This window comes from Phyllobacterium sp. 01N428 (genome assembly GCF_056399405.1).
The window spans coordinates 867,411-889,103 of record NZ_JBFTRH010000001.1; the positions used below are offsets into that span (position 1 = coordinate 867,411).

Sequence of the window (21,693 nt, forward strand, 5' to 3'; positions counted from 1 at the left end):
GCATTATGAGCCTCCCGAGACCAGGGCGAGCGTTACCGAATAGATGTCGTCCGGGGTGACGAAGAGTTCGATGGCGAGGCGAAGACCGACTGCCAGCACCAGCGTTGCAAGGAGTGCGCGCAGCTGTTCGCCCCTGAGCTTCTGGCCTATGCGTGTGCCATATTGCGCTCCAACGACACCGCCGCTCATCAGCAGCATCGCCAGAACGATATCCACCGACTGGTTGGTCGTCGCCTGCATGACTGTGGTGAACGCAGTCACGAAAACGATCTGATAGAGCGAGGTCCCGATAACGACATTGGTCGGAACCTTGAGGAGGTAGATCATGGCGGGGACCATGATGAAGCCGCCGCCAACGCCCATGATCGAGGAAAGAAAGCCGATGGCACCGCCAAGCACGAGCACCGGAATGATGCTGACATAGATCTTGGAGGCGCGAAAACGCATCTTGAACGGCAGCTTGTGCACCCAGTTGTGCTGGCCGGGCCGCTTCAACGTCGCAAGCTGGCCAGCGCGGGTACGGCGCATCGCCTTGATGCTTTCATAGAGCATCAGCCCGCCGATCGTGCTCAGGAACACGACATAGAGCAGCGAAACAATGAGATCGAGCTGACCGAGCTGGCGCAGGAGTACGAAGACATAGATGCCTATCGCCGAGCCGACGATACCGCCGACAACGAGCAGCGACCCGAGTTTCACGTCGAGCGAGCCGCGCTTGAAATGGGTAAGCGCGCCGCTGAAGGACGAGGCGATGACCTGGTTGGCGCCGGTGGCCACCGCGACAGCGGGGGGAATATTGTAGAAGATCAGCAGCGGCGTGATCAGGAATCCGCCGCCAACGCCGAACATGCCCGACAGAAAGCCGACCGCCGCGCCCATGAAGAAAAGCACGAAGATGTTGACCGAAATCTCGGCTATTGGCAGGTAGACGCCCAATTCAAACCCCGAAACCATTGCGGTGCTACGCCTGCGGCGTGACAGCACAATGACAGTAATTCTTTAAGGTTTCTTGCCCACTTGCGGGCTTCACGTCAAACTTTGACTTAACGGCGCGCATTGGGCCGGTTCAAATGCGAAGATGCGTGTCGCTTCGTTAAAACGAAGCGCATTTCCGATTGACTTGGAGGCCGCTTGAAACGCGCTCCCCTCCCGGTCGAACCGGGAGGGGAAACGCAGTTCAGATCTGCTTGTTTTTCTGCAGAAGGTTCCTGACGAAATCCTTGTCGATATTGCCGGTCGGCTTCAAGCCGTTGTCCTTCTGGAAGGCCATGATCGCATCGCGTGTCTTCGTGCCGATCTTGCCATCCGAGCCGCCCGCATCATAGCCGTTCTTGTTGAGGATCAACTGAACGTTGCGGATGGCCTTCTCCATGTCGAGCGCTCCTGAGGTCACGGAGCCGGTAACAGCCGGGGAATCGCGCCATTCCGCCGGAACATTGGTGGCGTTCGCGTCGGGATTGAGGGGCTTGGCGTTCCAGAGTTCGACAGCAGCCCGGGCTCGCTCGAGCTGCTCGGGTTTCATGACTTTCGCTACGTCCTCACGCTTCTGCGCAGCGTCGACATCACCAGCCTTGGCTGCAAGCGCGAACCATTTGTAGCTTTCCTCAAGGTTCTGGGGCACGCCCATGCCTTTGGCGGAAAGGATGGCAAGGTTGAACTGGCTGTCCTTGACACCGAGTTCCGCCGCCTGGGCAAACCAGCGCGCGGCTGCCTCGTTGTCAGGGGCGCCATCGGCGCCGCCTGCAAAGAGCACCGCCAGATTGTGCATCGCGCTGGCATTGCCCTTTCCGGCCGCCAATTCGTAATAGGACTTCGCCTTGGCAAGATCGCGCGTGACCCCAAGGCCCTTTTCGTAGAAGTTGCCAAGCCGGTATTCCGCCGGAGCAAAGCCACGTTCCGCAGCGCGATCGTACCACTCGATGGCCTTGGCGTAATCGCTTTCGACACCACGACCTTCCATGTAGCGGTTGCCAATCTCGAACAGCGCACGGCTGTCGCCCTTGGTCGCAGCATCGCGCAGCGGCTCCGGTCCCGCCTCGACCGGGATGAACGGCAGCACGGCGGAGGACGCGCCGGTTGCCGGCACGGTCGCGGGCACCGGATCGATCATACGCTCGGAATTGATGACGCCGGCTACCGGGTCCTGGACGGGCGCAGGCTGCGACACTGCCGACGCATTGTTTTCGGCAGGTGTTTCGGGTGCAGCATTGGTGTGAGGCTCTGCCTGTGGCTGCTCCTGCGTGATCGCGGGCTCTTCCGGCGTAGCTGGCTCCGGTGCCTTGGAAGCGAGGTCCGTTCCCGGATGATCGACAAAGGCATTTTTCAGCTGCAGACCGGCAATCGCGATCATGATCGCACCAATGGCGAGCAGGATGGGCTTGCGCTGACGCGAGAAGATTCCGCTCTTTGCAGTGCCGTCGGTCGCGCCGTCACCGAATGCGATGCCGCGTTTCTGATTTTCGGCCTCTGTGGCGGCTGCCTGCGCTGCGCGGCGGGCCGCCGTAATGAAATCGGCCTTGCCGCCGGCGATGTCAGTCGCAGCCGACATGTCGCGCCGTTCGTCACGGACGCGTTTGAGGATGGAATTGAGGTCGGGCATGCCAGACCCGGGCTCGAGCGGGCGGTTAAGAATGTCGGCGTCGATCTCTGTCGCCGGCTCTTCCTTGATGTCGTCCGATAGGTCGAGTGACGGTTCCTGTGCCGCTGCCTCGCGCTTGCCGCGTACCTTGAGGCTGCGTGCGAGGCTGCCGAAGAGTGATTTGCGCTCCCGCGGCGTTTCCGTTGCAATTTCGGCGTCGACGATTTCGTCATACGCAGGCTGTTCTTCCCGGGCGGATATAAGCGGCGCATCGAAGGCAGGCGCACTTTCTGCGACAGTCTCCTTGGTGAACGCTGCTGTTTCGGCCAGCGGCGCGTCCGGAGCGGCGATCGCCGTGCTTTCGGCGGGTCCAAAATTCTTGTAGATCGGAACAGCGCCGCTTTCGAGCGAAGCCAGGCGATCGACGATCTTGAGCAGCGTATCGTGAATGGCCTCGAAGGTGCGGCCGTTGCGCTCGTCGGACCGTCGCGCCAGCTTCTCCAGCGTCTTCAGGTCGTCGGCGAGCTCGCGCGCGATCGAATTGTCATGATCGCTGCCGAAGTTCGCTGTATTGCGGATTGCCTCGGCCGCCGCATTACGGGCTGCCTCGACGACGAGATCGCGATTGCCGGCGATGGCGACTTCGATGGCTTCAAGGCGCGGCGAAATCTTCGCGATTTCAGCATCGCGATCGTTGGATTGGGCGAGACGTTCGGCAAGACCGGCAATCTGCAGTTCGAGATTGCGTATGGCGTCCTTGGTGCCGTCTGCTTGCGGCAGGTTCTCGGCAAAGTAGCGGGCCATGTCATCGAAGCGTGCTTCGAGATTGTCGGTCAGGCGGATATCATTGTGCTCGACGAGCGTATGATGCTGGTCGAGGCGGCGGGTGAGTTCCTCGAAGCGTTGATCCATCTTCTCGATGAAGGCCGGGTCAACCGCCTCCTGCTGTCGCGCGGCATCGAGCTTGCTGATGATCTGCAGTACGCGGCCCTCCAGGTCGCGGAAGTCCGAAATGCTGATCGCGGCGGGCGCACTCTGCAAATGCCGCGCCACGGCCGAAAGCTGTTCGGCCAGAATGTCGAGATTCTGCGTCGTCGTCCCATGCTGCTTGTTGAGTTGCTCGATATGATGCGCGAGTTCACCCATCCGCTTGAGAATAACGTCCGAGGTTCTGTCGTGCGTGGCTGACTCAATTGTCGAGGCAAGCGACGAAATACGTGCCTCGACGCGTTCGAATGCATCGGCCTCGGCATATTGCAATGCAGCCGGCCGCGCGGTGGCGACGATGGCGCGGCTGATCTCGTCAAGGCGCTCGTCCATCTGTTGCATGAACTGCGTCGGGATGCCGGAGCCGTGGCGACGCGACATCTGCTCAACGGCCCCGGTGAGGAGGTTGAGCTTTTCCTCGACGTTATGCAGCGGCAGCATGTGCGACGGCGCATCGACGGTGCGATGCATTTCATTGAGGCGGCGTTCCAGCGAACCCAGCGCAGCCTCGGCCTCATTCGCATAAGAAGTGCTGCGGCCATAGGGCGCGCGCTCATGCGTGGTCGAATGGCGCAGCCGGTTCATGGTCTCGCCATGAAGCTCTCCGCGCGAAGTAGTCTCGATATCGTCGCGCATCTCGTCGCGCAATTGCTTCAATTGGGCGGCGATTGCGGACAGGTCGTGCTTCTCTTCCGAAGGTAGGCTCGCGGAAGAGGTGGCAGGTTGTGCTGCCTGCGCGATGCGTTCGGGCAGGGCCGATTGTCCTGCGCGTGAGGCGAGGGCGGCGAAACGGTCGGCGATGTCGGGCGTTTCCTCGCCGACCTCCGGCTGCATCGAGCCGCGCAACTGCGCTTCAAGGGTTTCTAATGTGCGGTTGAGGCTGTCGAGCGACGTCGCATCGCGGCGTGCGCGGTTCACATTGACCTGTTCCATTAATGACCTTTGGTTTGTCATGGATGTCTGCTGCCCGAGTTGACGCGCCGGCCTGGCGCTTCCAGATTCGACTGGGCGGAAAAGGTGGCCTTGGTCTGCCGAAAAGCGAATGCGCCGCAAGACGATCATTCGGGCCAATTCGGAAAGCCGGGACCTTTGCCCCACACAGTCCGACAAGCCGTGAAAAACCAACCACACATAGACACGGATCACCGACACGTTGACATTGGCGAAACGTGGTAAACAACTCGTTAAGATTAGGCGCTAAAAGGTTAAAAATCTGCTTGGCTACTGCCGTCGCGGTTGCGCCCTTGTTTGCAACTGGGAATTGTACGGGTGCACCCAAGTCTTGGCACTGCCTGTGAACTTCGACAAACTTTGACGTTTACGGAAACGTCAAAGTTTGCTAGACAAATATAAATACGGCGGTGCCGCGTGTGGGCGCCGCATCTGCTCGTTTATGTTTTGGAGGAAACCTGATGCCGAGTTACCGCGCGCCCGTTGAAGATACGTTGTTTGTCCTGAACGATGTCCTGGGATTTGAACGCTACAACAACCTCCCGGGTTTTGCCGATGCGTCGCCGGATATCGTGGAAGCCATCCTTGGCGAAGGCGCCAAGCTCGCCGAGAACACGTTGTTTCCAGTGAACCAGATCGGCGATCATGAGGGCTGCGTGCGCCACGATGATGGTTCGGTCACGACGCCCAAGGGCTTCAAGCAGGCTTTCGATGCCTATCGCGAAGGTGGCTGGGTTGGGCTTGCCGTTCCGCAAGAATTCGGCGGCCAGGGCCTTCCCTATACGCTGCATGTCGCAGCCGGCGAATACATGGCATCCGCCAACATGGCGCTGGTCATGTATCCCGGCCTAACCCAGGGCGCGATTGCTGCCATCGTCACGCATGGCACCGACGAGCAGAAGCAGGCCTACCTTCCCAAGATGACCGACGGCATCTGGACCGGCACGATGAATCTCACCGAGCCGCATTGCGGAACGGATCTCGGGCTCTTGCGTAGCAAGGCGGTACCGAATGGCGACGGCTCGTACAAGATTTCCGGCCAGAAGATCTTCATCTCGGCCGGCGAACACGACATGGCCGAGAATATCATTCACCTCGTTCTCGCCCGCATCGAAGGAGCGCCGGAGGGCGTGAAGGGCATTTCGCTGTTCATCGTGCCGAAGTTCATTCCCGATGCGAACGGCAATCCGGGCGAACGCAACGGCGTTTCCTGTGGCTCCATCGAAGAAAAGATGGGCATTCACGGCAATTCGACCTGCGTCATGAATTATGATGAGGCGACCGGCTACCTCCTTGGCGGGGAGAACAAGGGCCTGCGCGCCATGTTCACCATGATGAACGAAGCACGGCTCGGCGTCGCGCTGCAGGGTCTGTCGATCGGTGAAGTCGCCTACCAGAACGCCGCCATTTATGCCCGCGACCGTATTCAGGGCCGCGCGCTGACCGGCCCCAAGGAGCCGGACAAGAAGGCTGATCCGATCATCGTCCACCCCGACATCCGCCGTATCCTTTTGACGATCAAGTCGTTCAATGAAGCGGGCCGCGCCTTCATTCTATGGTCTGCGCTGAAATCCGACGTCGCGCATCGCTCCGGCGATGAGGCCGAGCGCCAGCTTGCCGATGACATGCTCGGCCTAATGACACCGGTTCTCAAGGGTGTCCTCACCGACAAGGGCTTCGAACATGCCTGCATGGCACAGCAGGTGTTCGGTGGCCACGGCTACATCGAAGAACACGGCATGAGCCAGTATGTGCGCGACGCGCGCATCGCCATGATTTACGAGGGCGCGAACGGCATTCAGGCAATGGATCTGGTCGGACGCAAACTCGGCCTCAATGGCGGCCGCGCCGTCATGGCCTTCTTCAAGGAAGTCGGCGACTTCTGCGAGGAAAATCGCAGCGACGATAATCTCGCCTTCTTCACCAAGCACCTGAAGAAGGGCTTGAACGACCTGCAGGCCGCCTCCATGTGGCTGATGCAGAATGGCATGGCCAATCCGGACAATGCCGGCGCGGCATCGACCGATTACATGCACCTCTTCGGTCTTGTCAGCCTCGGCTATATGTGGGCCCGCATGGCGAAGGCGTCGCATGCGAAGCTCGCGGAAGGCACCGAGAACAAGGCGTTCTTCGAGACGAAGCTCTCCACCGGCAAATTCTTCATGGAGCGAGTGATGCCGGAGACGTCGGCGCATCTCGCCCGTATCCAGACCGGAGCGGATACGATGATGGCGCTGCCCGCCGAAGCATTCTAAGCTGCCGGCGAACGCTTTTCCGAGCCGCGCCTCACGCGGCTCCTGTAACCGAAATCGGGAGGTTAGTGATGGGTCTGCGACCGGAAGAAGTATTGGGTGTTCCGAAGCCTGCGTGGAAGACCGATGATGTCGTAATGCTGGAGGATATGGCCACAAGGTTCCTTGAGGCCGAGGTGGTGCCCCACTACGACCGCTTCGAAAAGCAGGAGATTTTCGACCGTTCCATCTGGGAACTCGCCGGGCAGAATGGCTTGCTCTGTGCTTCGATGCCGGAGGAATATGGCGGCGCCGGCGGTACCTACGCCCATGAAACCGCAATCCTCGAAGCGATCAGCCACGTCGGTACCGACGGGTTTGGCATTGCACTCCACAATTCCATCGTCGCGCCCTATATCCTCCACTATGGCTCGGAAGAGCAGAAGCGCAAATGGCTGCCGAAAATGGCGACCGGTGAGCTTATCGGTGCCATTGCAATGACGGAACCGGGAGCAGGCTCCGATCTCCAGGGCGTCAAGACCAGCGCCAAGAAGGACGGCAACCACTACGTCATCAATGGATCGAAGACGTTCATCACCAATGGCCAGCTCGCCAATCTGATCATCGTCGTGACCAAGACCGATCCGTCGCAGGGCGCCAAGGGCACGTCGCTCATCGTCGTTGAAACCGATGGCCAGGAAGGCTTCGAGCGGGGCCGCAACCTCGACAAGGTCGGCCTCAAGTCCAACGACACTTCGGAGCTGTTTTTCAACGAAGTGCGCGTGCCAACCTCCAACCTTCTCGGAACCGAAGAAGGGCAGGGCTTCGTCCAGTTGATGCAGCAATTGCCGCAGGAGCGCCTGCAGATCGGCGGTTCGGCGATTGCCATGGCCGAACGCGCCATCGCGTTGACCATCGATTATGTGAAGGAGCGCAAGGCGTTCGGCAAGTCGGTCATGGAGTTTCAGAACACGCAGTTCAAGCTCGCCGAACTCAAGACCGAGGCGACCATCGGCCGGGTTTTCTACAATCATTGCGTCGAGCGTCATGTGAACGGCGGTCTCGACCCCTTTACCGCATCCATGGCGAAATACTGGCTGAGCGATCTGCAGAACAAGGTCGTCGACGAATGCCTGCAACTGCATGGCGGCTATGGGTACATGAACGAATTCCCGATCGCCCGCATGTTCCGCGACGCCCGCGTCCAGCGGATTTATGGCGGCACCAACGAAATCATGAAGCTTTTGATCGCCCGCAGCCTGTGAGCCGCGGGTTCGAACAGGGAGAATGAAATGACTGAGGCATATATTTACGACCACGTGCGCACGCCGCGCGGCAGAGGCAAGAAGGATGGCAGCCTGCACGAAGTGCCTGCCGTCCGCCTTGGCGCCCATGTTCTCGAGGCGCTGCGCGACCGCAACGGCCTCGACACGGGGTTGGTCGACGACATTATCTATGGCTGCGTCGATCCGGTCGGCGAAGCGGGCGCCGTCATTCCGCGCTCCTCGGCTTTTGAAGCCGGCTATGATTTCAAGGCCCCCGGCATGCAGATATCGCGCTTTTGCGCCTCCGGCCTCGATGCGGTGAATTTCGGCGCTGCGAAGATCATGCAGGGCGCGGACGATATCGTTATCGCCGGCGGGGTCGAATCCATGTCGCGCGTCGGCATGGGCATGTCCGGCGGCGCCTGGTACATGGACCCGTCCGTAGGGCTCCCCGGCTATTTCATGCCGCAGGGCGTTTCCGCCGATCTGATCGCCACCAAATACGGCTTCAGCCGCGACGATGTGGATGCCTATGCCGTCGAGAGCCAGAAGCGTGCGGGCGAGGCCTGGAAGAAAGGCTATTTCAAGAATTCGGTGCTCGAGATCAAGGATCAGAACGGCCTGACCATTCTCGATCATGACGAACACATGCGCCCGTCGACCGATATGCAGGCGCTCGCCGCGCTCAACCCCTCGTTTGTCATGCCCGGCGAAATGGGCGGCTTCAATGCGGTCGGCATTCAGGCGCACCCCGAGGTCGAGACGATCAACCATGTGCACCATGCCGGCAATTCCTCCGGTATCGTCGATGGCGCGGCCGGCGTTCTCCTCGGCTCGAAAAGTGCTGGCAAGGCGCTTGGCGCCAAGCCTCGCGCGCGTATCCGCGCCTTTGCCAATATCGGTTCCGACCCTGCATTGATGCTTACCGGGCCGGTGGATGTGACGCACAAGCTCCTGAAGCGCGCCAAGATGAAAATCTCGGATATCGACCTCTTTGAACTCAATGAAGCCTTTGCCGCAGTCGTGCTCCGCTACATGCAGGCATTCGACATCCCCCGCGACAAGATCAACGTCAATGGCGGGGCCATCGCCATGGGCCATCCGCTCGGTGCAACCGGCGCGATGATCCTCGGCACGGTTCTCGATGAACTCGAACGCCGCGATCTCAATGTCGCCCTCGTTACCCTGTGCATCGGTGCGGGCATGGGCACGGCAACAATCATCGAACGCGTCTGAGGGAGAACGGACTTATGAGCTATACCAACTTCAAATTCGACGTCGACGCGGACGGCATTGCACTCGTCACCTGGGACATGCCTGACAAGTCGATGAACGTCTTCACCGAAGAGGTGATGAAGGAACTCGACCAGATCGTCGATCGCGTGACCAAGGACGATACGGTCAAGGGCGCGGTGATCACCTCCGGCAAGGATACCTTTTCCGGCGGCGCCGACCTCACCATGCTGAAGCGCATGTTCCAGATGTTCCAGGCCGAAAAGGCAAGGGACCCGAAGAAAGCGGTCGAACTGCTGTTCGAGAACACCGGCAGGATGGGCGGGCTCTTCCGCAAGCTCGAAACCTGTGGCAAGCCCTGGGTCTCGGCGATCAACGGCACCTGCATGGGCGGCGCATTCGAAATGTCGCTGGCCTGTCATGGCCGTGTCGTCTCCGACGATCCGTCGGTGAAGATGGCGCTGCCGGAAGTCAAAGTCGGTATTTTCCCGGGCGCCGGCGGCACGCAGCGCGTCCCGCGCCTGACAAACCAGCAAGATGCTCTGCAGATGATGACCACTGGCTCCAGCCTGACCGCATCGCGCGCCAAGGCCATGGGCCTGGTGCACGAGATCGCTCCGGCCAAGAAGCTTGTGGAGGCCGCAAAGAAGATGATCAAAGGCGGCCTGAAGCCGGTTCAGCCCTGGGACGAAAAGGGCTTCAAGCTTCCAGGCGGCGCCATCTATTCGCCGGCAGGCGCCAATTTGTGGCCAGCCGCAACTGCGATCCTGCGCCGTGAAACCTACGGCAATTATCCGGGCGCAGCCTCCATTCTCAAGGCTGTCTATGAGGGACTGCTGGTCCCGTTCGATACCGCCTTGAAGATCGAACAGCGCTATTTCACCAAGATCCTGCAATCGACCGCAGCCGGAATGATGATCCGCTCGCTCTTCGTCTCGCTGCAGGAACTGAACAAGGGTGCGCGCCGACCGGTGGACGTGAAGCCTACAAAGTTCAAAAAGGTCGGCGTCGTCGGCGCCGGCTTCATGGGCGCCGGCATCGCCTATGTCACTGCCAAGGCCGGCATTCCGGTGGTGCTTCTCGACCAGAGCCTCGATGCCGCCGAAAAGGGCAAGGCCCATTCCGCCGATCTTGTCACCAAGGATGTGCAGCGGGGCAAGGCGACGGCCGAGGACAAGGAGAAGCTTCTCGCCTTGATAACGCCTTCTTCCGACTATGCCGATCTCGAAGGCGCAGACCTTGTCATCGAGGCGGTGTTCGAAGACCGTGAGGTCAAGCGTGTGGTGACCGAGAAGGCCGAGGCCGTACTGAAGCCTGCCGCGGTATTCGCATCCAACACCTCGACGCTGCCGATCACCGGGCTTGCCAAGGTCTCGCAGCGCCCGAAGAATTTCGTCGGGATCCATTTCTTCTCTCCCGTCGACAAGATGATGCTGGTCGAGGTCATTCTCGGCAAGAAGACCTCGGACAAGGCGCTTGCGGTGGCGCTCGACTACGTGCGTGCAATCAAGAAGACGCCGATTGTCGTCAATGACACGCGCGGGTTCTACGTCAACCGCTGCGTGCTGCGCTACATGGCCGAGGCCTACAACATGCTGATCGAGGGCGTGCCGCCGGTGATGATCGAAAACGTCGCGCGCATGGCCGGCATGCCGGTCGGGCCGCTGGCGCTCAACGACGAAACGGCGATTGATCTGTCGCAGAAGATCCTGAAGGCGACGCTCGCCGATCTCGGGCCCAAGGCGATCGATCCCCGCCACGTTGAACTGGTCAATACCTTGGTCGACAAATACGACCGCCGCGGGCGCAAGAACGCCAAGGGCTTTTACGACTATCCTGCGAAGCCCGCAAAGAAGCAGCTCTGGCCGGAATTGAAGACGCTCTACCCGCAGCAGGACCCGGACAAGATCGATATCGAGGTGCTGAAGCAGCGCTTCCTCGTTGCGATCGCCCTGGAAGCTGCCCGCGTGATGGAGGAAGGCATTGTTACCGACCCGCGTGAAGCGGACGTCGGCTCGATCCTTGCCTTCGGGTTTGCCCCTTATACGGGCGGAACGCTCTCCTATATCGACGGGATGGGCGCAGCCAGGTTCGTCGAGATCGCCAAGGGTCTGCAGCGAAAGTATGGCGCCCAGTTCAAGGCGCCGAAACTCCTTCTCGACATGGCGGAAAAGGGCGAGACCTTCTACGAAAGGTTCAATCCTTATCCGGTCGATGAGAAAAAGCAGGCTGCTTGACGGCGTCTGCATGAATCTGAAAAGAGTGGGCAGCTTATGCCCACTTTTCTTTGGATAATAAGAAAGTTTTCCGTAATTCCCCTCGACTTTTCCAAAATTCCTTCTTAAAACACCTCTGAAGGTATTTTTTCCTTTTATCCGAGACCCAACATGTTCTCACATGACCGCATTTGGGCGGCCATAGACGCATTGGCAGAACGCCATTCGCTTTCCGTTTCAGGATTGGCGAAGCGCGCGGGGCTTGATCCGACGACCTTCAACAAATCAAAGCGTTTTGCGGTCGACGGGCGGGCTCGCTGGCCCTCGACCGAATCCCTCGCCAAGATCATGGAGGCCACGGGTGCCTCGCTCGATGAGTTCATGATGCTGGTCGTGGGCAAGGCTGTGCGGGCGGGCGGCACGGCCATCCGTTCGATACCGCTTCTCGGCTTTGCGCAGGCCGGCGCCGGCGGATTCTTCGATGATGGCGGCTTTCCGGTCGGGCAGGGTTGGGACGTGGTCGAATTTCCCGTGGGTTCAGGCGATTCCGTCTATGCGCTGGAGGTGTCGGGGGATTCGATGCTGCCGCTTTACCGTGACGGCGATACGATCATCGTCGCGCCGGGTGCTGCGGTTCGCCGCGGCGACCGCGTCGTGGTCCGCACCAGGGACGGTGAGGTCATGGCCAAGATTCTGGCCCGCCAGACCGCCCGAACGATCGAGTTGCAGTCGATGAATCCCGAACATCCCAATCGCACCTTTGACGCGGTCCATATCGACTGGATCGCGAGGATCCTGTGGGCAAGCCAATAGGACTGATCCGCATGCGCCAGCTGCCGCTTTATATCCTGACGGTTCTGGTTGCCCTGACGCTTGTTTACGCCTTCGTTGCCCCATTCAACGGCGCGCTGGAGACTGCGCGGCCAGCCAGCGGGGACGAGCCAACGGTAACGACCGAGAATTTCGAATTGCCCGCGGAAATGCAGGACGCGCAAAGCGATGAGGCGAGCCCGGCGCCGGATGAGCCAAAGGCAGCGCCGAAGGCGGCCCGTACGGTCAAGCCGGACCTGATGTCGCCTTCGATCGGTGACGCAACGCCATTGCAGAGGGTCGCGCCGCGCCAGCCCTTGAGCGAACTCGGCCAGGCCCTGCCGCCTAAACCGCCGGCGCCACCGGAACCGCCGCCATCGCTCACACCCCCGCCACCGCCGGTGCCGGTAGACGATACGGCAAAGCCGACCTTGCTCTACCGGCCCGTTGCAGTCGCGGCCGGTTCGCTCGAAGTTTCGGGCTATCGCATCACGCTCGACGGCATTGATGAGGTCAGGCCGAACGAGACTTGCACCAGCGAGGGTACGACCTGGCCCTGCGGAATGGCGGCCCGCACCGCGTTTCGCAACTGGCTACGCCAGCGTGCGGTCGAATGCGACGTGCCGGGCCAGCCGCCCGAAGCTGTCATTGCGACCCATTGCCGGCTCGGTGGTACCGATCTTGCGCAATGGCTGGTCGAGAACGGCTGGGCTCGCGCACCGGATGGTTCGCCCCAGTCGGAAACGATGAAGAAGGCGCAAGAGGCGAAGCTCGGCATATTCGGCAGTCCACCCCCAGCGCTCCCGATTACGCAGGAACTGCCGGTGCCTCCGCTCCAGGATAGTTTACCGCCGGAGGAATTGGCGGCGCCGGCTGTCCCTGCGCCGTTGCCGGTCCCGGGCGCGCCGTTCCCGCCGCCACCGCAGCAGTAGGGGTGCAAGGGCTGATCAAGCCGTGAGGACCCCCGGGTAAAGACTTGCGGCTCGATTTGTCCTTAGGACCCTTGTGAGGAAATGGGGCAGCCATGAGGGGGTGTCGCAATAACCCGCCTGTCAACCCTCGTGGCAGACGGCCTCGATATTATGTCCGTCGGGATCGCGAACGAAGGCGCCGTAATAGTTGGGATGGTAGTGCGGCCGCAGCCCCGGCGCGCCATTGTCGGTTCCGCCGGCGGCAATTCCCGCATTATAGAAGGCATCGACGATGTTCCGGCTGCCAACACGAAACGCCACGTGGACCGTTGGCCTGTTGGGTTCGCCGCTGGCGATCCAGAAATCCGGCTTGCCGCCCTCACCAAAGCCCGCAACGTCCGAACTGCCGGTCACCGAGGCCGGAAATTCAAGGATCAACTCATAGCCGATTGACGCGAACAAATGGCGATAGAACGCCTTGCTCTTTTCGAAATCGCTGACTGAAACTCCAGTATGATCAAGCATAGAGGACTCCCGCTGGTTTGCCCCTGACTACGACAGATCGCCGGCCAGGGCCTTTGCAATGAGGGCACGCGTTTCCGGGATGCCATAGAGGGCGACGAAGGAGCCGAAGCGCGGGCCGCGCTCCTGGCCGATCAGTACCTCATAGAGCATCTGGAAGAACGACACCGAGACGCCTGGACCGCCTTCCGGGCTTTTCTTCGTGTGGTCCTGATAGCGCTCGATGCTGCGGGCGACATCGAGAATGGCGTTCTGGATGTCGGTCCCGTCGGCATCGTCCGCGAGCGTCGCGAGTTTCTCGTCCATGGCAGCGAGGGCGCCGCGTTCCACCTCGTCGGGCGCGCGGAATTTCTTGGTCGGCTTGACGAAATCGTTGAAGTAGCGGATCGCATAGCCGACCAGCGCGTCGAGTTCCGGATTGTTTGCCGGAGTCACATTCCTGGCATGGCGCGAAATGAAACCCCAGAGCACGCTGCTGTTTTCAGCATTGGAGGCGCTGACGAGGTTCAGCAGCAGTGCGAAGGGCACCGGCAGGTCCACGGTCGGCGGGTTGCCGTCATGGAGATGCCAGACAGGGTTGTTCAGCCGGTCCCTCCAGCTTTGACGTCCATAGGCCGAAAGATAGGTGAAATATTCATCGACCGCCTTGGGAATGACGTCGAAATAGAGCCGTTTTGCCGTGCGCGGCTTCTGGAACATGTAGAGGCCGAGACTTTCGGTCGGGGCGTAGGTCAGCCATTCGTCAATGCTGAGGCCGTTGCCCTTCGACTTGGAAATCTTTTGGCCGATCTCGTCGAGGAAAAGCTCGTAGACGAAATGTTCGGGGGCCCGGCCACCCAGTATCTCGCAAATGCGGTCATAGATGATCGCATTTGTCTGGTGGTCCTTGCCGAACATCTCGAAATCGACGCCGAGCGCTGCCCAGCGCATACCGAAGTCGGGCTTCCATTGCAGCTTGACATTGCCGCCGGTGACCGGGAGCGTCGTCTCTTCACCGTTCTCATCATCAAAGGTGATCGTGCCGTTCCCCGCGTCGATCTTCTTCATCGGCACATAGAGCACGCGCCCGCTTGTCGGCGAAATCGGCAGGAACGGGCTATAGGTCGCCTGGCGCTCTTCCCCGAGCGTCGGCAGCATGACCTTCATGATATCGTCGTAGCGCTCGGCGGCACGCAGCAGGACGGCGTCGAAGCGGCCCGCTTTGTAATATTCCGTTGCGCTCGCAAACTCATAGTCGAAGCCGAACGTATCGAGGAACCGGCACAGCATGACATTGTTGTGGTCGGCAAAACTCTTGTAGTCGCCGCCGAACGGGTTAGGCACTGCCGAGAGCGGCATGTGCAGGTACGGCGCCAGAAATGCTGGATCCGGCACGTTGTCCGGTATTTTGCGCATGCCGTCCATGTCGTCGGAGAAGCAGAGAAGCTTGGTCTTTACCTTGTCGCCGGTCAGAACGCGGAAAGCATGGCGCACCATTGAGGTACGCGCCACTTCGCCGAAGGTGCCGATATGCGGCAGTCCCGAAGGGCCATAGCCGGTCTCGAACAACACCGTTTCAGGAAAGCCGGATTTGGCGTAACGCTTGATGATCTTCTGCGCCTCTTCGAACGGCCATGCTTTGGCCTCTGCCCCCGCCGCGATCAATTCGGGGGTCAGTTCGATTTCGGTGTTTAGGCGCGGGTTCATTCGTTATTCCTGTTAACGCTTGGATTTAATGAAACGCTCTACGTCCGCGGGTCGTCCGCGTCAATCGCACGGGCCGCGCGGAGGCGCAATCGGCAATAATTTCGGGATTTAGACGATCAATTAGTAGAAATCGACGGGAAAGTATCGCAGATAGAGTTCCGATGTGATGCCTTTTTCCTCGATCGCCTTCAGTGCGAAATCGAATGCATCGACAAGTTTTTTATTTTCGAGCGTGGTTGCGATCATCATCCCTTCACCCAAGAACTGCGGCGCAATGTAGGGGCCGCCGACAAAGGCGCAGCAATCCTTTGCCTCGGGGCTGCCGATCCAGAAGGAAAGGTCCGAGCCGTCGCCAAATACGGCATCGATCTTCTTGGCCTGCAGATCCCTGAACATGAGTTCGCGCGTCGGAAAACCAACCCAATGACTGTTTGGAAAATAATCGGCAAAAATCGCCTGGTGCACTGAACCCGCAATTACGCCGATGGTCTTTTGCTTCAGCGTATCTGCGAAGGGTTCGGCAAAGGACGTTTCCTTGAGCGCCATGAAGCGCGCAGGCAGGCGGATATAGGGAGCCGTAAAGGCAAACTTCTCGCGCAGCGCTGCGGTTGGCTTTAGGCCGGCGATGATCGCCTCGGCTTCGCCGCTTTCAAGCGTTGGTTGCAACTCGTTCCACGGACGAGCCTCAATCTGGCAGATGGCGGTCACGCCGAGCTCGTTGCAAAGTGCCCGCGCCAGATCGACATTGAATCCCGAGATGCGCCCCGTCGCATCGACGAAGTTAAAAGGCGGATAGTCGACGGTCGTCACGAAGCGAATGCGCTCGACGGTCGAAAGATCGGGCTTGGCGACATGCTCGCGTCCATCCCAGTAGTGCGGAAAATCGGATTCCGCGGCCATAGCTGGCAGGACTGCCAAAATGAAGGCGGCGAGAAACGAGGCGATCTTGCGGAAAGGCATGCGATACCTTGATGCGATTTGATTTGGAGCCAAGCTAACACGATCTCTTCACCTCAAAAAGCGCAATTGGCTGGCGGGCCTTCGCAAGCAAAACATGCTGGGTATATTGACTTGCTTCACGCATTGATCTCTACTAATTGCAATATATCTCATATATTACTACCAAGAGTATACTTCAATTTATAAATTCAATCTATAATTGAAAGAATTAATCATGGTATTATTGTATATATTGCGAATTGCATCCCGAAACGAGAACGGTCGGCCTGATCATCGGCCCTTACTTTAGGCGGGCGCCGCAATGCGGCAGATCGAGGCTGCCCTCGCTGCAAGACTATGCCAGGCGGGAACGGCGAAACACGCCATTATCGCGGCCTTTCGCGAGGCGGTTGCCAACCGCACCTCGCTGCTCGAAGAAGTTGCGGCATACGGCGTAGCGGACGAGGCGGCGATTGGTCGGGCCATAGCGGGGGAACTTGGGCTGAGCTTTGCCTCAATTCCGGAGGGAGCGATAGTCATCGGCAAAAGTTCGGCTGTTGCACCGGATCTGCATTCACGCCGGCTGATGGTGGTGACAGCTGAAGGCGAACTTTTGCTGTTCGCGGCGCCGACGCTTACCGAGATAGGCGACCTGAAGCACAGCCTGACTTCCGATCCGGCGGCGAAGGCGCGCACAAGAATAACAACGCCAACACAGCTGCATGAATTCATCCATTCCTACCGCGAGCGCGAACTGTTGCTGAACTGCGTGAACAGGATGGAGATCGGCGGGCTTGAGCGTACGTCCCGGGTGGTCCTGAGTGGCAATCAGGGGATCATGCTAGGCATTGCGATAAGCCTCGGCATCATCGGACTGATGTTCCATCTTTCCACCCTCTGGGATGGCTATCACTATTTTTCGCTGCCCTTCTTCTTTGCATGCATAGCGCTTCGCTTCCTGGCAGCTGGCAGGACCGGCGAAATTTCCGCCGAAACCGGCTGTCTTGCACAACGACATGGTGAACTTCCGTTCTACACCGTCATGATCGCACTTTATAAGGAAGCGGCGGTGGTGCCCCAACTGGTAAGGGCGATGCAGCGGCTCCATTGGCCAAAGTCGAGGCTTGAAGTGCTTTTTCTCTGCGAGGCAGACGACACGTCAACATTGAAGGCTTTGGCAGACCAGACCTTACCGCCGGGTTTCAAGATCGTCCCCGTTGCCAATTTCGGCCCACGAACCAAGCCAAAGGCGCTCAACTATGGGCTGCAATTGGCGAAGGGCGAATTTGTCGTGGTCTACGATGCGGAAGATCGGCCTCATCCCGACCAGTTGCTGGAGGCCTGGCGCCGCTTCGGCATATCCGACGTGAGGCTCGCTTGCCTGCAGGCGCCGCTGATCATTTCGAATGCAGGCAGCTGTCTGCTGGCGCGGCTGTTTGCCTTCGAGTATGCAGCCCATTTCGGCGGCCTGCTTCCATGGCTGGCCCGCCACGGCTTCATTCTGCCGCTCGGAGGAAGCTCCAATCATTTCAGGCGCCATTGCCTTGAAGCGGTGCGCGGCTGGGATCCATACAACGTCACCGAGGATGCCGAGCTCGGCGCGCGCTTGGCGCGCTGTGGCTATGATGTGGGTGTGATCACCAGACCAACCCTTGAGGACGCACCGGTCCGCGTCGATATCTGGCTGCGGCAAAGGACGAGATGGCTGAAAGGATGGGCGCACACATGGCTCGTCGAAATGCGCAATCCAAGAGCTTTCCTGCGCGACGTAGGATTGCAACGCTTCATGGTGTTCCAGACGCTGGTTGCGGGGATCATCGTCTCATCGATCGTCTATCCGTTCATGCTGCTCTGGATAGGCTTTGGGATTGTCCACATCGCGCGCGATGACGCCTTTACCTGGCACAATGCGATACTCGCCCTCGATCTCGTGTGCGTTGTCATGGGCTTCCTGTCATTCCACAGGCTCGGCCAAAGAACACCGGTCGCCGCCTCGATTTCTGGATCGATCCTGCAGTGGCTGCCGCTCTATTGGCTGCTTACCGCCATGGCGGCATGGCGTGCCATTTGGCAGCTCGGCCGAGCGCCCTCGCTTTGGGAAAAGACGCCGCACGACCCTTCAGGGACATTATTGCCGGAGAAAATCAGCCCGCGCCCTCACAGAAACTCATGGCCGGAGCCGATGATCAGCGCGTCTTCATTGCCGACCACATCCATGTCCCGGCCCTTATATGGCAGGCTCAAGAGAATTCTGCGGATGACGGCGATGCGGGCGCGCCGCTTGTCGTTGGACCTGACAATCGTCCATGGGGCATAGGCCGTGTGCGTGCGTGCCAGCATTTCGTCGCGCGCCTTCGTGTAGTCGTCCCAGCGCTTGGCCCCTTCGATGTCGATGGGCGAGAACTTCCAGTTCTTCAACGGACTGTGCCTGCGGTCGTGAAATCGCTTCAGCTGCATGAGTTGACCGATATCGAGCCAGAACTTGAAGAAATGAATGCCATCCGCAACGAGAAGGCGTTCAAATCCCGGCACTTCTTCCAAAAAGGATTCATGCTGCTCGGGCGTGCAGAACCCCAGCACTTTTTCAACGCCGGCCCTGTTGTACCAGGAACGGTCGAACGTGACGAACTCGCCTGTCGTCGGGAAATGCGAGATATAGCGCTGGAAATACCATTGGCCGCGCTCGATCTCGCTGGGCTTCGGCAGGGCGACATTGCGGGCCGAGCGCGGGTTCATATATTGGCGCAGCGTGAAGATTGTGCCGCCCTTTCCGGCGGCATCACGCCCCTCGAACGCGCAGATGACGCGATTGCCGGTGTCCTGCAGCCAGTACTGCATTTTGACGAGTTCGATCTGCAGCCGCTCGACAGTCTTCTCGTATTCGTCGTTCGGCATCTTGTCGTTATAGGGATAACCCCCTGAAGCAAGATCGCCGTCATCGATCCAGTCCGGCAGTTTGGGATCGTCTATATTGAAAGTGCGTTTCTTGCCGTCGATCTTGAGTTTGAGAGTGGTGTCTATCCCCGCTACGGGTTTATCGGTTTTCTTTTTCGAATCTTTACCCACAGCAATCGTCCTCAATTGACACAATGGCATGTTATTGAGAGAGCGTTGTATCGTCCAGAGCCAAAAAAGGACGCCGGGCCAGGAGTTTAGTGCATGAGCATTTTGGGGCAGGAGGGCCGTACGTTTCGTCAAAAGGCCGTCGAGCGTGTGATCCAGGCACGCTTCGTGCTCGGCGCCGCCGCCTTCATTACCGCTCTTGTCCTCAGCACTCAGGCGACATGGTGGCTGAGCTTTGCCGTCCTCATGCTCGTCCTCCTGGCGGTCGTTGCGCTTTCTGCGACGCTGCCGCGCAGCGATGCACCAGCGGAATCTCCCGCCAGCGATCCGGCAATTTTCCGTCTGTCCGGCCAGCAGCTTGCCGCGCAATTGCCCGACCCCCTTATCATCTTCGACCATGGCGGGACGATCCTTTACGTCAATCCCGTCGCCAATGGCGCGTTCGGGCCGCTGGCGCGCGGCGGGGCTTTGCTCCTGCATTTCCGGGCCCCCGAACTGCAAGCACTGGTTCAGTCAGTCATGGCCGATGGTGTAGCCCGGTCGGTAGACTTTGCCGAAAGGGTGCCGGTCGAGCGCTGGTATCGCGCGACGGTCCTCCTCCTCGACCGGGCCGGTGGCAAGGACCGGCAATATCTTCTCTCCTTTCGCGATCAAACTGAAGCGCATCGCCTTGAACGCATGCGCAGTGACTTCATCGCCAATGCCAGCCATGAGTTGCGCACGCCCCTCGCATCCTTGACCGGGTTTATCGAGACGCTGCGCGGGCCGGCCCGCCGCGACGAGGCGGCGCGCGACAATTTCCTCGAGATCATGCAGAAGCAGGCGGAGCGCATGGCCCGCCTGATCGATGACCTGTTGTCACTGTCGCGGATCGAAATGAAGGCGCATATCGCGGTCAAGGACCAGGTGGACCTGACGACGTTGATCAATCATGTGGTGGATTCGTTGCGCCCGCTTGCGGATGATCTCGGCGTCGAAATCGAACGCAAAATCGATCCCGATCCCGTCATCGTGCTTGGCGACAGGGATGAGCTGACGCAAGTCTTCCAGAACCTTGTCGAAAACGGCTTGAAATACGGCCAGTCGGGCAAGCGCATCATCGTTGAGCTCAAGCGCGGCGACGATGGCATCAAGGCCATGGTACAGGATTTCGGCCCTGGCATACCGGAGGAACATATCCCGCGCCTGACTGAACGCTTCTACCGCGTCAATCTTGAAACCAGCCGGGCTCAGAAAGGCACCGGCCTCGGACTTGCGATCGTCAAGCACATACTGACGCGGCATCGGGCCCGCCTGGTCGTTCGCTCGCGGGTGGGCGAGGGCTCGACCTTCACCGTCGTCTTCGGACCTCAGAAGGCCTGACGCCAACCGCTCGTTGAGCTTGGTGCACCGCAACAAAAAAAGGGCGCCGAATGGCGCCCCAGTCAGAAGGAGCTGAGATCAGCGGACGCGCCTGCGATCGGACGCCGGCTGATAGGCTAGGCGGGAGTGATAGCCGCAATAGGGCCCGGACTCGCCGACATCGTTGCCGCAGAAATTGAAGTCCGGCTGCAGCGGATCTCCCATCGGCCATTTGCAGGTGCGCTCGTTGAGCTGCACCAGTTCGAGGCGCCTCGAGATCGGCACGACGACATCCGTGACAGTCTTCATGACCGGCACGAGTTCCGTGCTGTATTCGGTCTGCAAAGCGGTCGCGCCGATGCTGCGGCTGACGACGCGGGTCGCGACATGCCCCGACGAACCGCCGCTGCGCGCGCCGGATGACCCCGTGTTGATCTTCTTGCTGCGTGTCTGGGTGGACGTGGTCTTGCCCCGCCCGGACAGCTTCAGCCTGTGAACCTTGCCGATGACCGCATTGCGGCTGACACCGCCCAGCTGTGCTGCGATCTGGCTTGCACTCAGACCTTCGGCCCAAAGTTTCTTCAGCTGTTCTACGCGCTCATCTGTCCAGTTCATCGTTTTCCTAGCTCCATATGGGGCTTGTTTATGTAGACTCCGGACTGAATCCTTCCTCGCATCTGGATTGCTCCAGATTGGTTCGATACCATATCTATTCAGATGACGAGGACGCCGTACGAAATCTAGCTTTTTCGATTACCAAGCTACAATATGCGATGACTCTGTGACAAGAGTCGGGCGCCGATCCCAGGGGTGCTTTTTTGGGTTTTCCCCAACTTGCGCGATAGACTGTTGCAGAAATGACGAATTGCAGAGTCGGTGGCAAATATTCCAGCGAATACGCGCAGAAGTTGTAGTTAATGGATCGGCTCATCCGGTTCGTGTTGGTGATGAATGGGATCA

The 21,693-nt window shown here is 59.6% G+C and carries 14 protein-coding genes and 1 pseudogene; 8 read left to right on the forward strand and 7 right to left on the reverse strand.

Annotation, left to right across the window (positions count from 1 at the left end):
* Positions 1–3 precede the first annotated feature (3 nt).
* Together AC1DNI_RS04150 and AC1DNI_RS04155 are read right to left on the reverse strand one after the other, a co-directional pair.
* Positions 4–954 carry a sulfite exporter TauE/SafE family protein gene (locus tag AC1DNI_RS04150; RefSeq protein WP_172982534.1) on the reverse strand — a complete coding sequence of 317 codons (951 nt, stop codon included), beginning with the start codon at positions 952–954 and terminating at the stop codon, positions 4–6.
* Positions 955–1,177: 223 nt separating this feature from the next.
* The gene (locus AC1DNI_RS04155) at positions 1,178–4,519 is read right to left on the reverse strand and encodes an SEL1-like repeat protein (RefSeq protein ID WP_477690920.1); all 3,342 of its coding nucleotides are present in this window, start codon (positions 4,517–4,519) and stop codon (positions 1,178–1,180) included.
* Between the two features lie 458 nt (positions 4,520–4,977).
* Here AC1DNI_RS04155 and AC1DNI_RS04160 point away from each other — a divergent pair, with 458 nt between their 5' ends.
* The 6 genes from AC1DNI_RS04160 to AC1DNI_RS04185 all read left to right on the forward strand — a co-directional run bounded on the left by AC1DNI_RS04160 (position 4,978) and on the right by AC1DNI_RS04185 (position 13,203).
* Positions 4,978–6,771 carry an acyl-CoA dehydrogenase C-terminal domain-containing protein gene (locus tag AC1DNI_RS04160; protein ID WP_477690921.1) on the forward strand — a complete coding sequence of 598 codons (1,794 nt, stop codon included), beginning with the start codon at positions 4,978–4,980 and terminating at the stop codon, positions 6,769–6,771.
* A gap of 68 nt (positions 6,772–6,839) precedes the next feature.
* Entirely contained in the window at positions 6,840–8,012 is a 1,173-nt protein-coding gene (locus tag AC1DNI_RS04165; RefSeq protein ID WP_477690922.1) for an acyl-CoA dehydrogenase family protein, read from the forward strand.
* A gap of 27 nt (positions 8,013–8,039) precedes the next feature.
* Positions 8,040–9,248 (forward strand): acetyl-CoA C-acetyltransferase, encoded by a 1,209-nt coding sequence (locus AC1DNI_RS04170; protein ID WP_477690923.1) that lies wholly within the window; start codon positions 8,040–8,042, stop codon positions 9,246–9,248.
* Positions 9,249–9,262: 14 nt separating this feature from the next.
* A complete protein-coding gene (locus AC1DNI_RS04175; RefSeq protein WP_477690924.1) occupies positions 9,263–11,482 on the forward strand; it encodes a 3-hydroxyacyl-CoA dehydrogenase NAD-binding domain-containing protein in 2,220 nt (739 codons plus the stop codon).
* Positions 11,483–11,632: 150 nt separating this feature from the next.
* Positions 11,633–12,274: a LexA family transcriptional regulator gene (locus tag AC1DNI_RS04180; protein WP_027230353.1), complete on the forward strand. Its 642-nt coding sequence runs from the start codon at positions 11,633–11,635 to the stop codon at positions 12,272–12,274.
* Positions 12,275–12,285: 11 nt separating this feature from the next.
* A complete protein-coding gene (locus tag AC1DNI_RS04185) occupies positions 12,286–13,203 on the forward strand; it encodes a thermonuclease family protein (RefSeq protein ID WP_477690925.1) in 918 nt (305 codons plus the stop codon).
* 120 nt (positions 13,204–13,323) lie between these two features.
* Here AC1DNI_RS04185 and AC1DNI_RS04190 read toward each other — a convergent pair whose 3' ends face one another.
* From AC1DNI_RS04190 to AC1DNI_RS04200, 3 genes are all read right to left on the reverse strand, one after another.
* Positions 13,324–13,707, reverse strand: coding sequence for a VOC family protein (locus AC1DNI_RS04190; RefSeq protein WP_477690926.1), 384 nt, complete (start codon positions 13,705–13,707; stop codon positions 13,324–13,326).
* Between the two features lie 27 nt (positions 13,708–13,734).
* Positions 13,735–15,390: a lysine--tRNA ligase gene (locus AC1DNI_RS04195; protein ID WP_477690927.1), complete on the reverse strand. Its 1,656-nt coding sequence runs from the start codon at positions 15,388–15,390 to the stop codon at positions 13,735–13,737.
* A 120-nt stretch (positions 15,391–15,510) separates the two neighbouring features.
* The gene (locus AC1DNI_RS04200) at positions 15,511–16,350 is read right to left on the reverse strand and encodes a transporter substrate-binding domain-containing protein (protein ID WP_477690928.1); all 840 of its coding nucleotides are present in this window, start codon (positions 16,348–16,350) and stop codon (positions 15,511–15,513) included.
* Between the two features lie 1,021 nt (positions 16,351–17,371).
* Here AC1DNI_RS04200 and AC1DNI_RS04205 point away from each other — a divergent pair.
* A pseudogene (locus AC1DNI_RS04205) lies at positions 17,372–18,214 on the forward strand (glycosyltransferase family 2 protein); the annotation flags it as partial.
* 272 nt (positions 18,215–18,486) lie between these two features.
* Here the strand turns inward: AC1DNI_RS04205 and ppk2 are convergent.
* Complete coding sequence (gene ppk2 / locus AC1DNI_RS04210; RefSeq protein ID WP_477691478.1) at positions 18,487–19,350, reverse strand: polyphosphate kinase 2; 864 nt, start codon at positions 19,348–19,350, stop codon at positions 18,487–18,489.
* 138 nt (positions 19,351–19,488) lie between these two features.
* On the opposite strand from ppk2, the gene AC1DNI_RS04215 reads away from it, so the two are divergent.
* The gene (locus AC1DNI_RS04215; RefSeq protein WP_477690929.1) at positions 19,489–20,754 is read left to right on the forward strand and encodes an ATP-binding protein; all 1,266 of its coding nucleotides are present in this window, start codon (positions 19,489–19,491) and stop codon (positions 20,752–20,754) included.
* A 78-nt stretch (positions 20,755–20,832) separates the two neighbouring features.
* Here AC1DNI_RS04215 and AC1DNI_RS04220 read toward each other — a convergent pair whose 3' ends face one another.
* Positions 20,833–21,348, reverse strand: a complete 516-nt coding sequence (locus tag AC1DNI_RS04220) for a GcrA family cell cycle regulator (protein ID WP_477690930.1) — start codon at positions 21,346–21,348, stop codon at positions 20,833–20,835.
* Positions 21,349–21,693 lie beyond the last annotated feature (345 nt).

What these genes read in the sequence shown, in the direction of transcription:
- AC1DNI_RS04150 (WP_172982534.1), bottom strand. Translation starts at nt 954, where the DNA reads ATGGTTTCGGGGTTTGAATTGGGCGTCTACCTGCCAATAGCCGAGATT.
- AC1DNI_RS04155 (WP_477690920.1), bottom strand. Translation starts at nt 4,519, where the DNA reads ATGACAAACCAAAGGTCATTAATGGAACAGGTCAATGTGAACCGCGCA.
- AC1DNI_RS04160 (WP_477690921.1), top strand. Translation starts at nt 4,978, where the DNA reads ATGCCGAGTTACCGCGCGCCCGTTGAAGATACGTTGTTTGTCCTGAAC.
- AC1DNI_RS04165 (WP_477690922.1), top strand. Translation starts at nt 6,840, where the DNA reads ATGGGTCTGCGACCGGAAGAAGTATTGGGTGTTCCGAAGCCTGCGTGG.
- AC1DNI_RS04170 (WP_477690923.1), top strand. Translation starts at nt 8,040, where the DNA reads ATGACTGAGGCATATATTTACGACCACGTGCGCACGCCGCGCGGCAGA.
- AC1DNI_RS04175 (WP_477690924.1), top strand. Translation starts at nt 9,263, where the DNA reads ATGAGCTATACCAACTTCAAATTCGACGTCGACGCGGACGGCATTGCA.
- AC1DNI_RS04180 (WP_027230353.1), top strand. Translation starts at nt 11,633, where the DNA reads ATGTTCTCACATGACCGCATTTGGGCGGCCATAGACGCATTGGCAGAA.
- AC1DNI_RS04185 (WP_477690925.1), top strand. Translation starts at nt 12,286, where the DNA reads ATGCGCCAGCTGCCGCTTTATATCCTGACGGTTCTGGTTGCCCTGACG.
- AC1DNI_RS04190 (WP_477690926.1), bottom strand. Translation starts at nt 13,707, where the DNA reads ATGCTTGATCATACTGGAGTTTCAGTCAGCGATTTCGAAAAGAGCAAG.
- AC1DNI_RS04195 (WP_477690927.1), bottom strand. Translation starts at nt 15,390, where the DNA reads ATGAACCCGCGCCTAAACACCGAAATCGAACTGACCCCCGAATTGATC.
- AC1DNI_RS04200 (WP_477690928.1), bottom strand. Translation starts at nt 16,350, where the DNA reads ATGCCTTTCCGCAAGATCGCCTCGTTTCTCGCCGCCTTCATTTTGGCA.
- AC1DNI_RS04215 (WP_477690929.1), top strand. Translation starts at nt 19,489, where the DNA reads ATGAGCATTTTGGGGCAGGAGGGCCGTACGTTTCGTCAAAAGGCCGTC.
- AC1DNI_RS04220 (WP_477690930.1), bottom strand. Translation starts at nt 21,348, where the DNA reads ATGAACTGGACAGATGAGCGCGTAGAACAGCTGAAGAAACTTTGGGCC.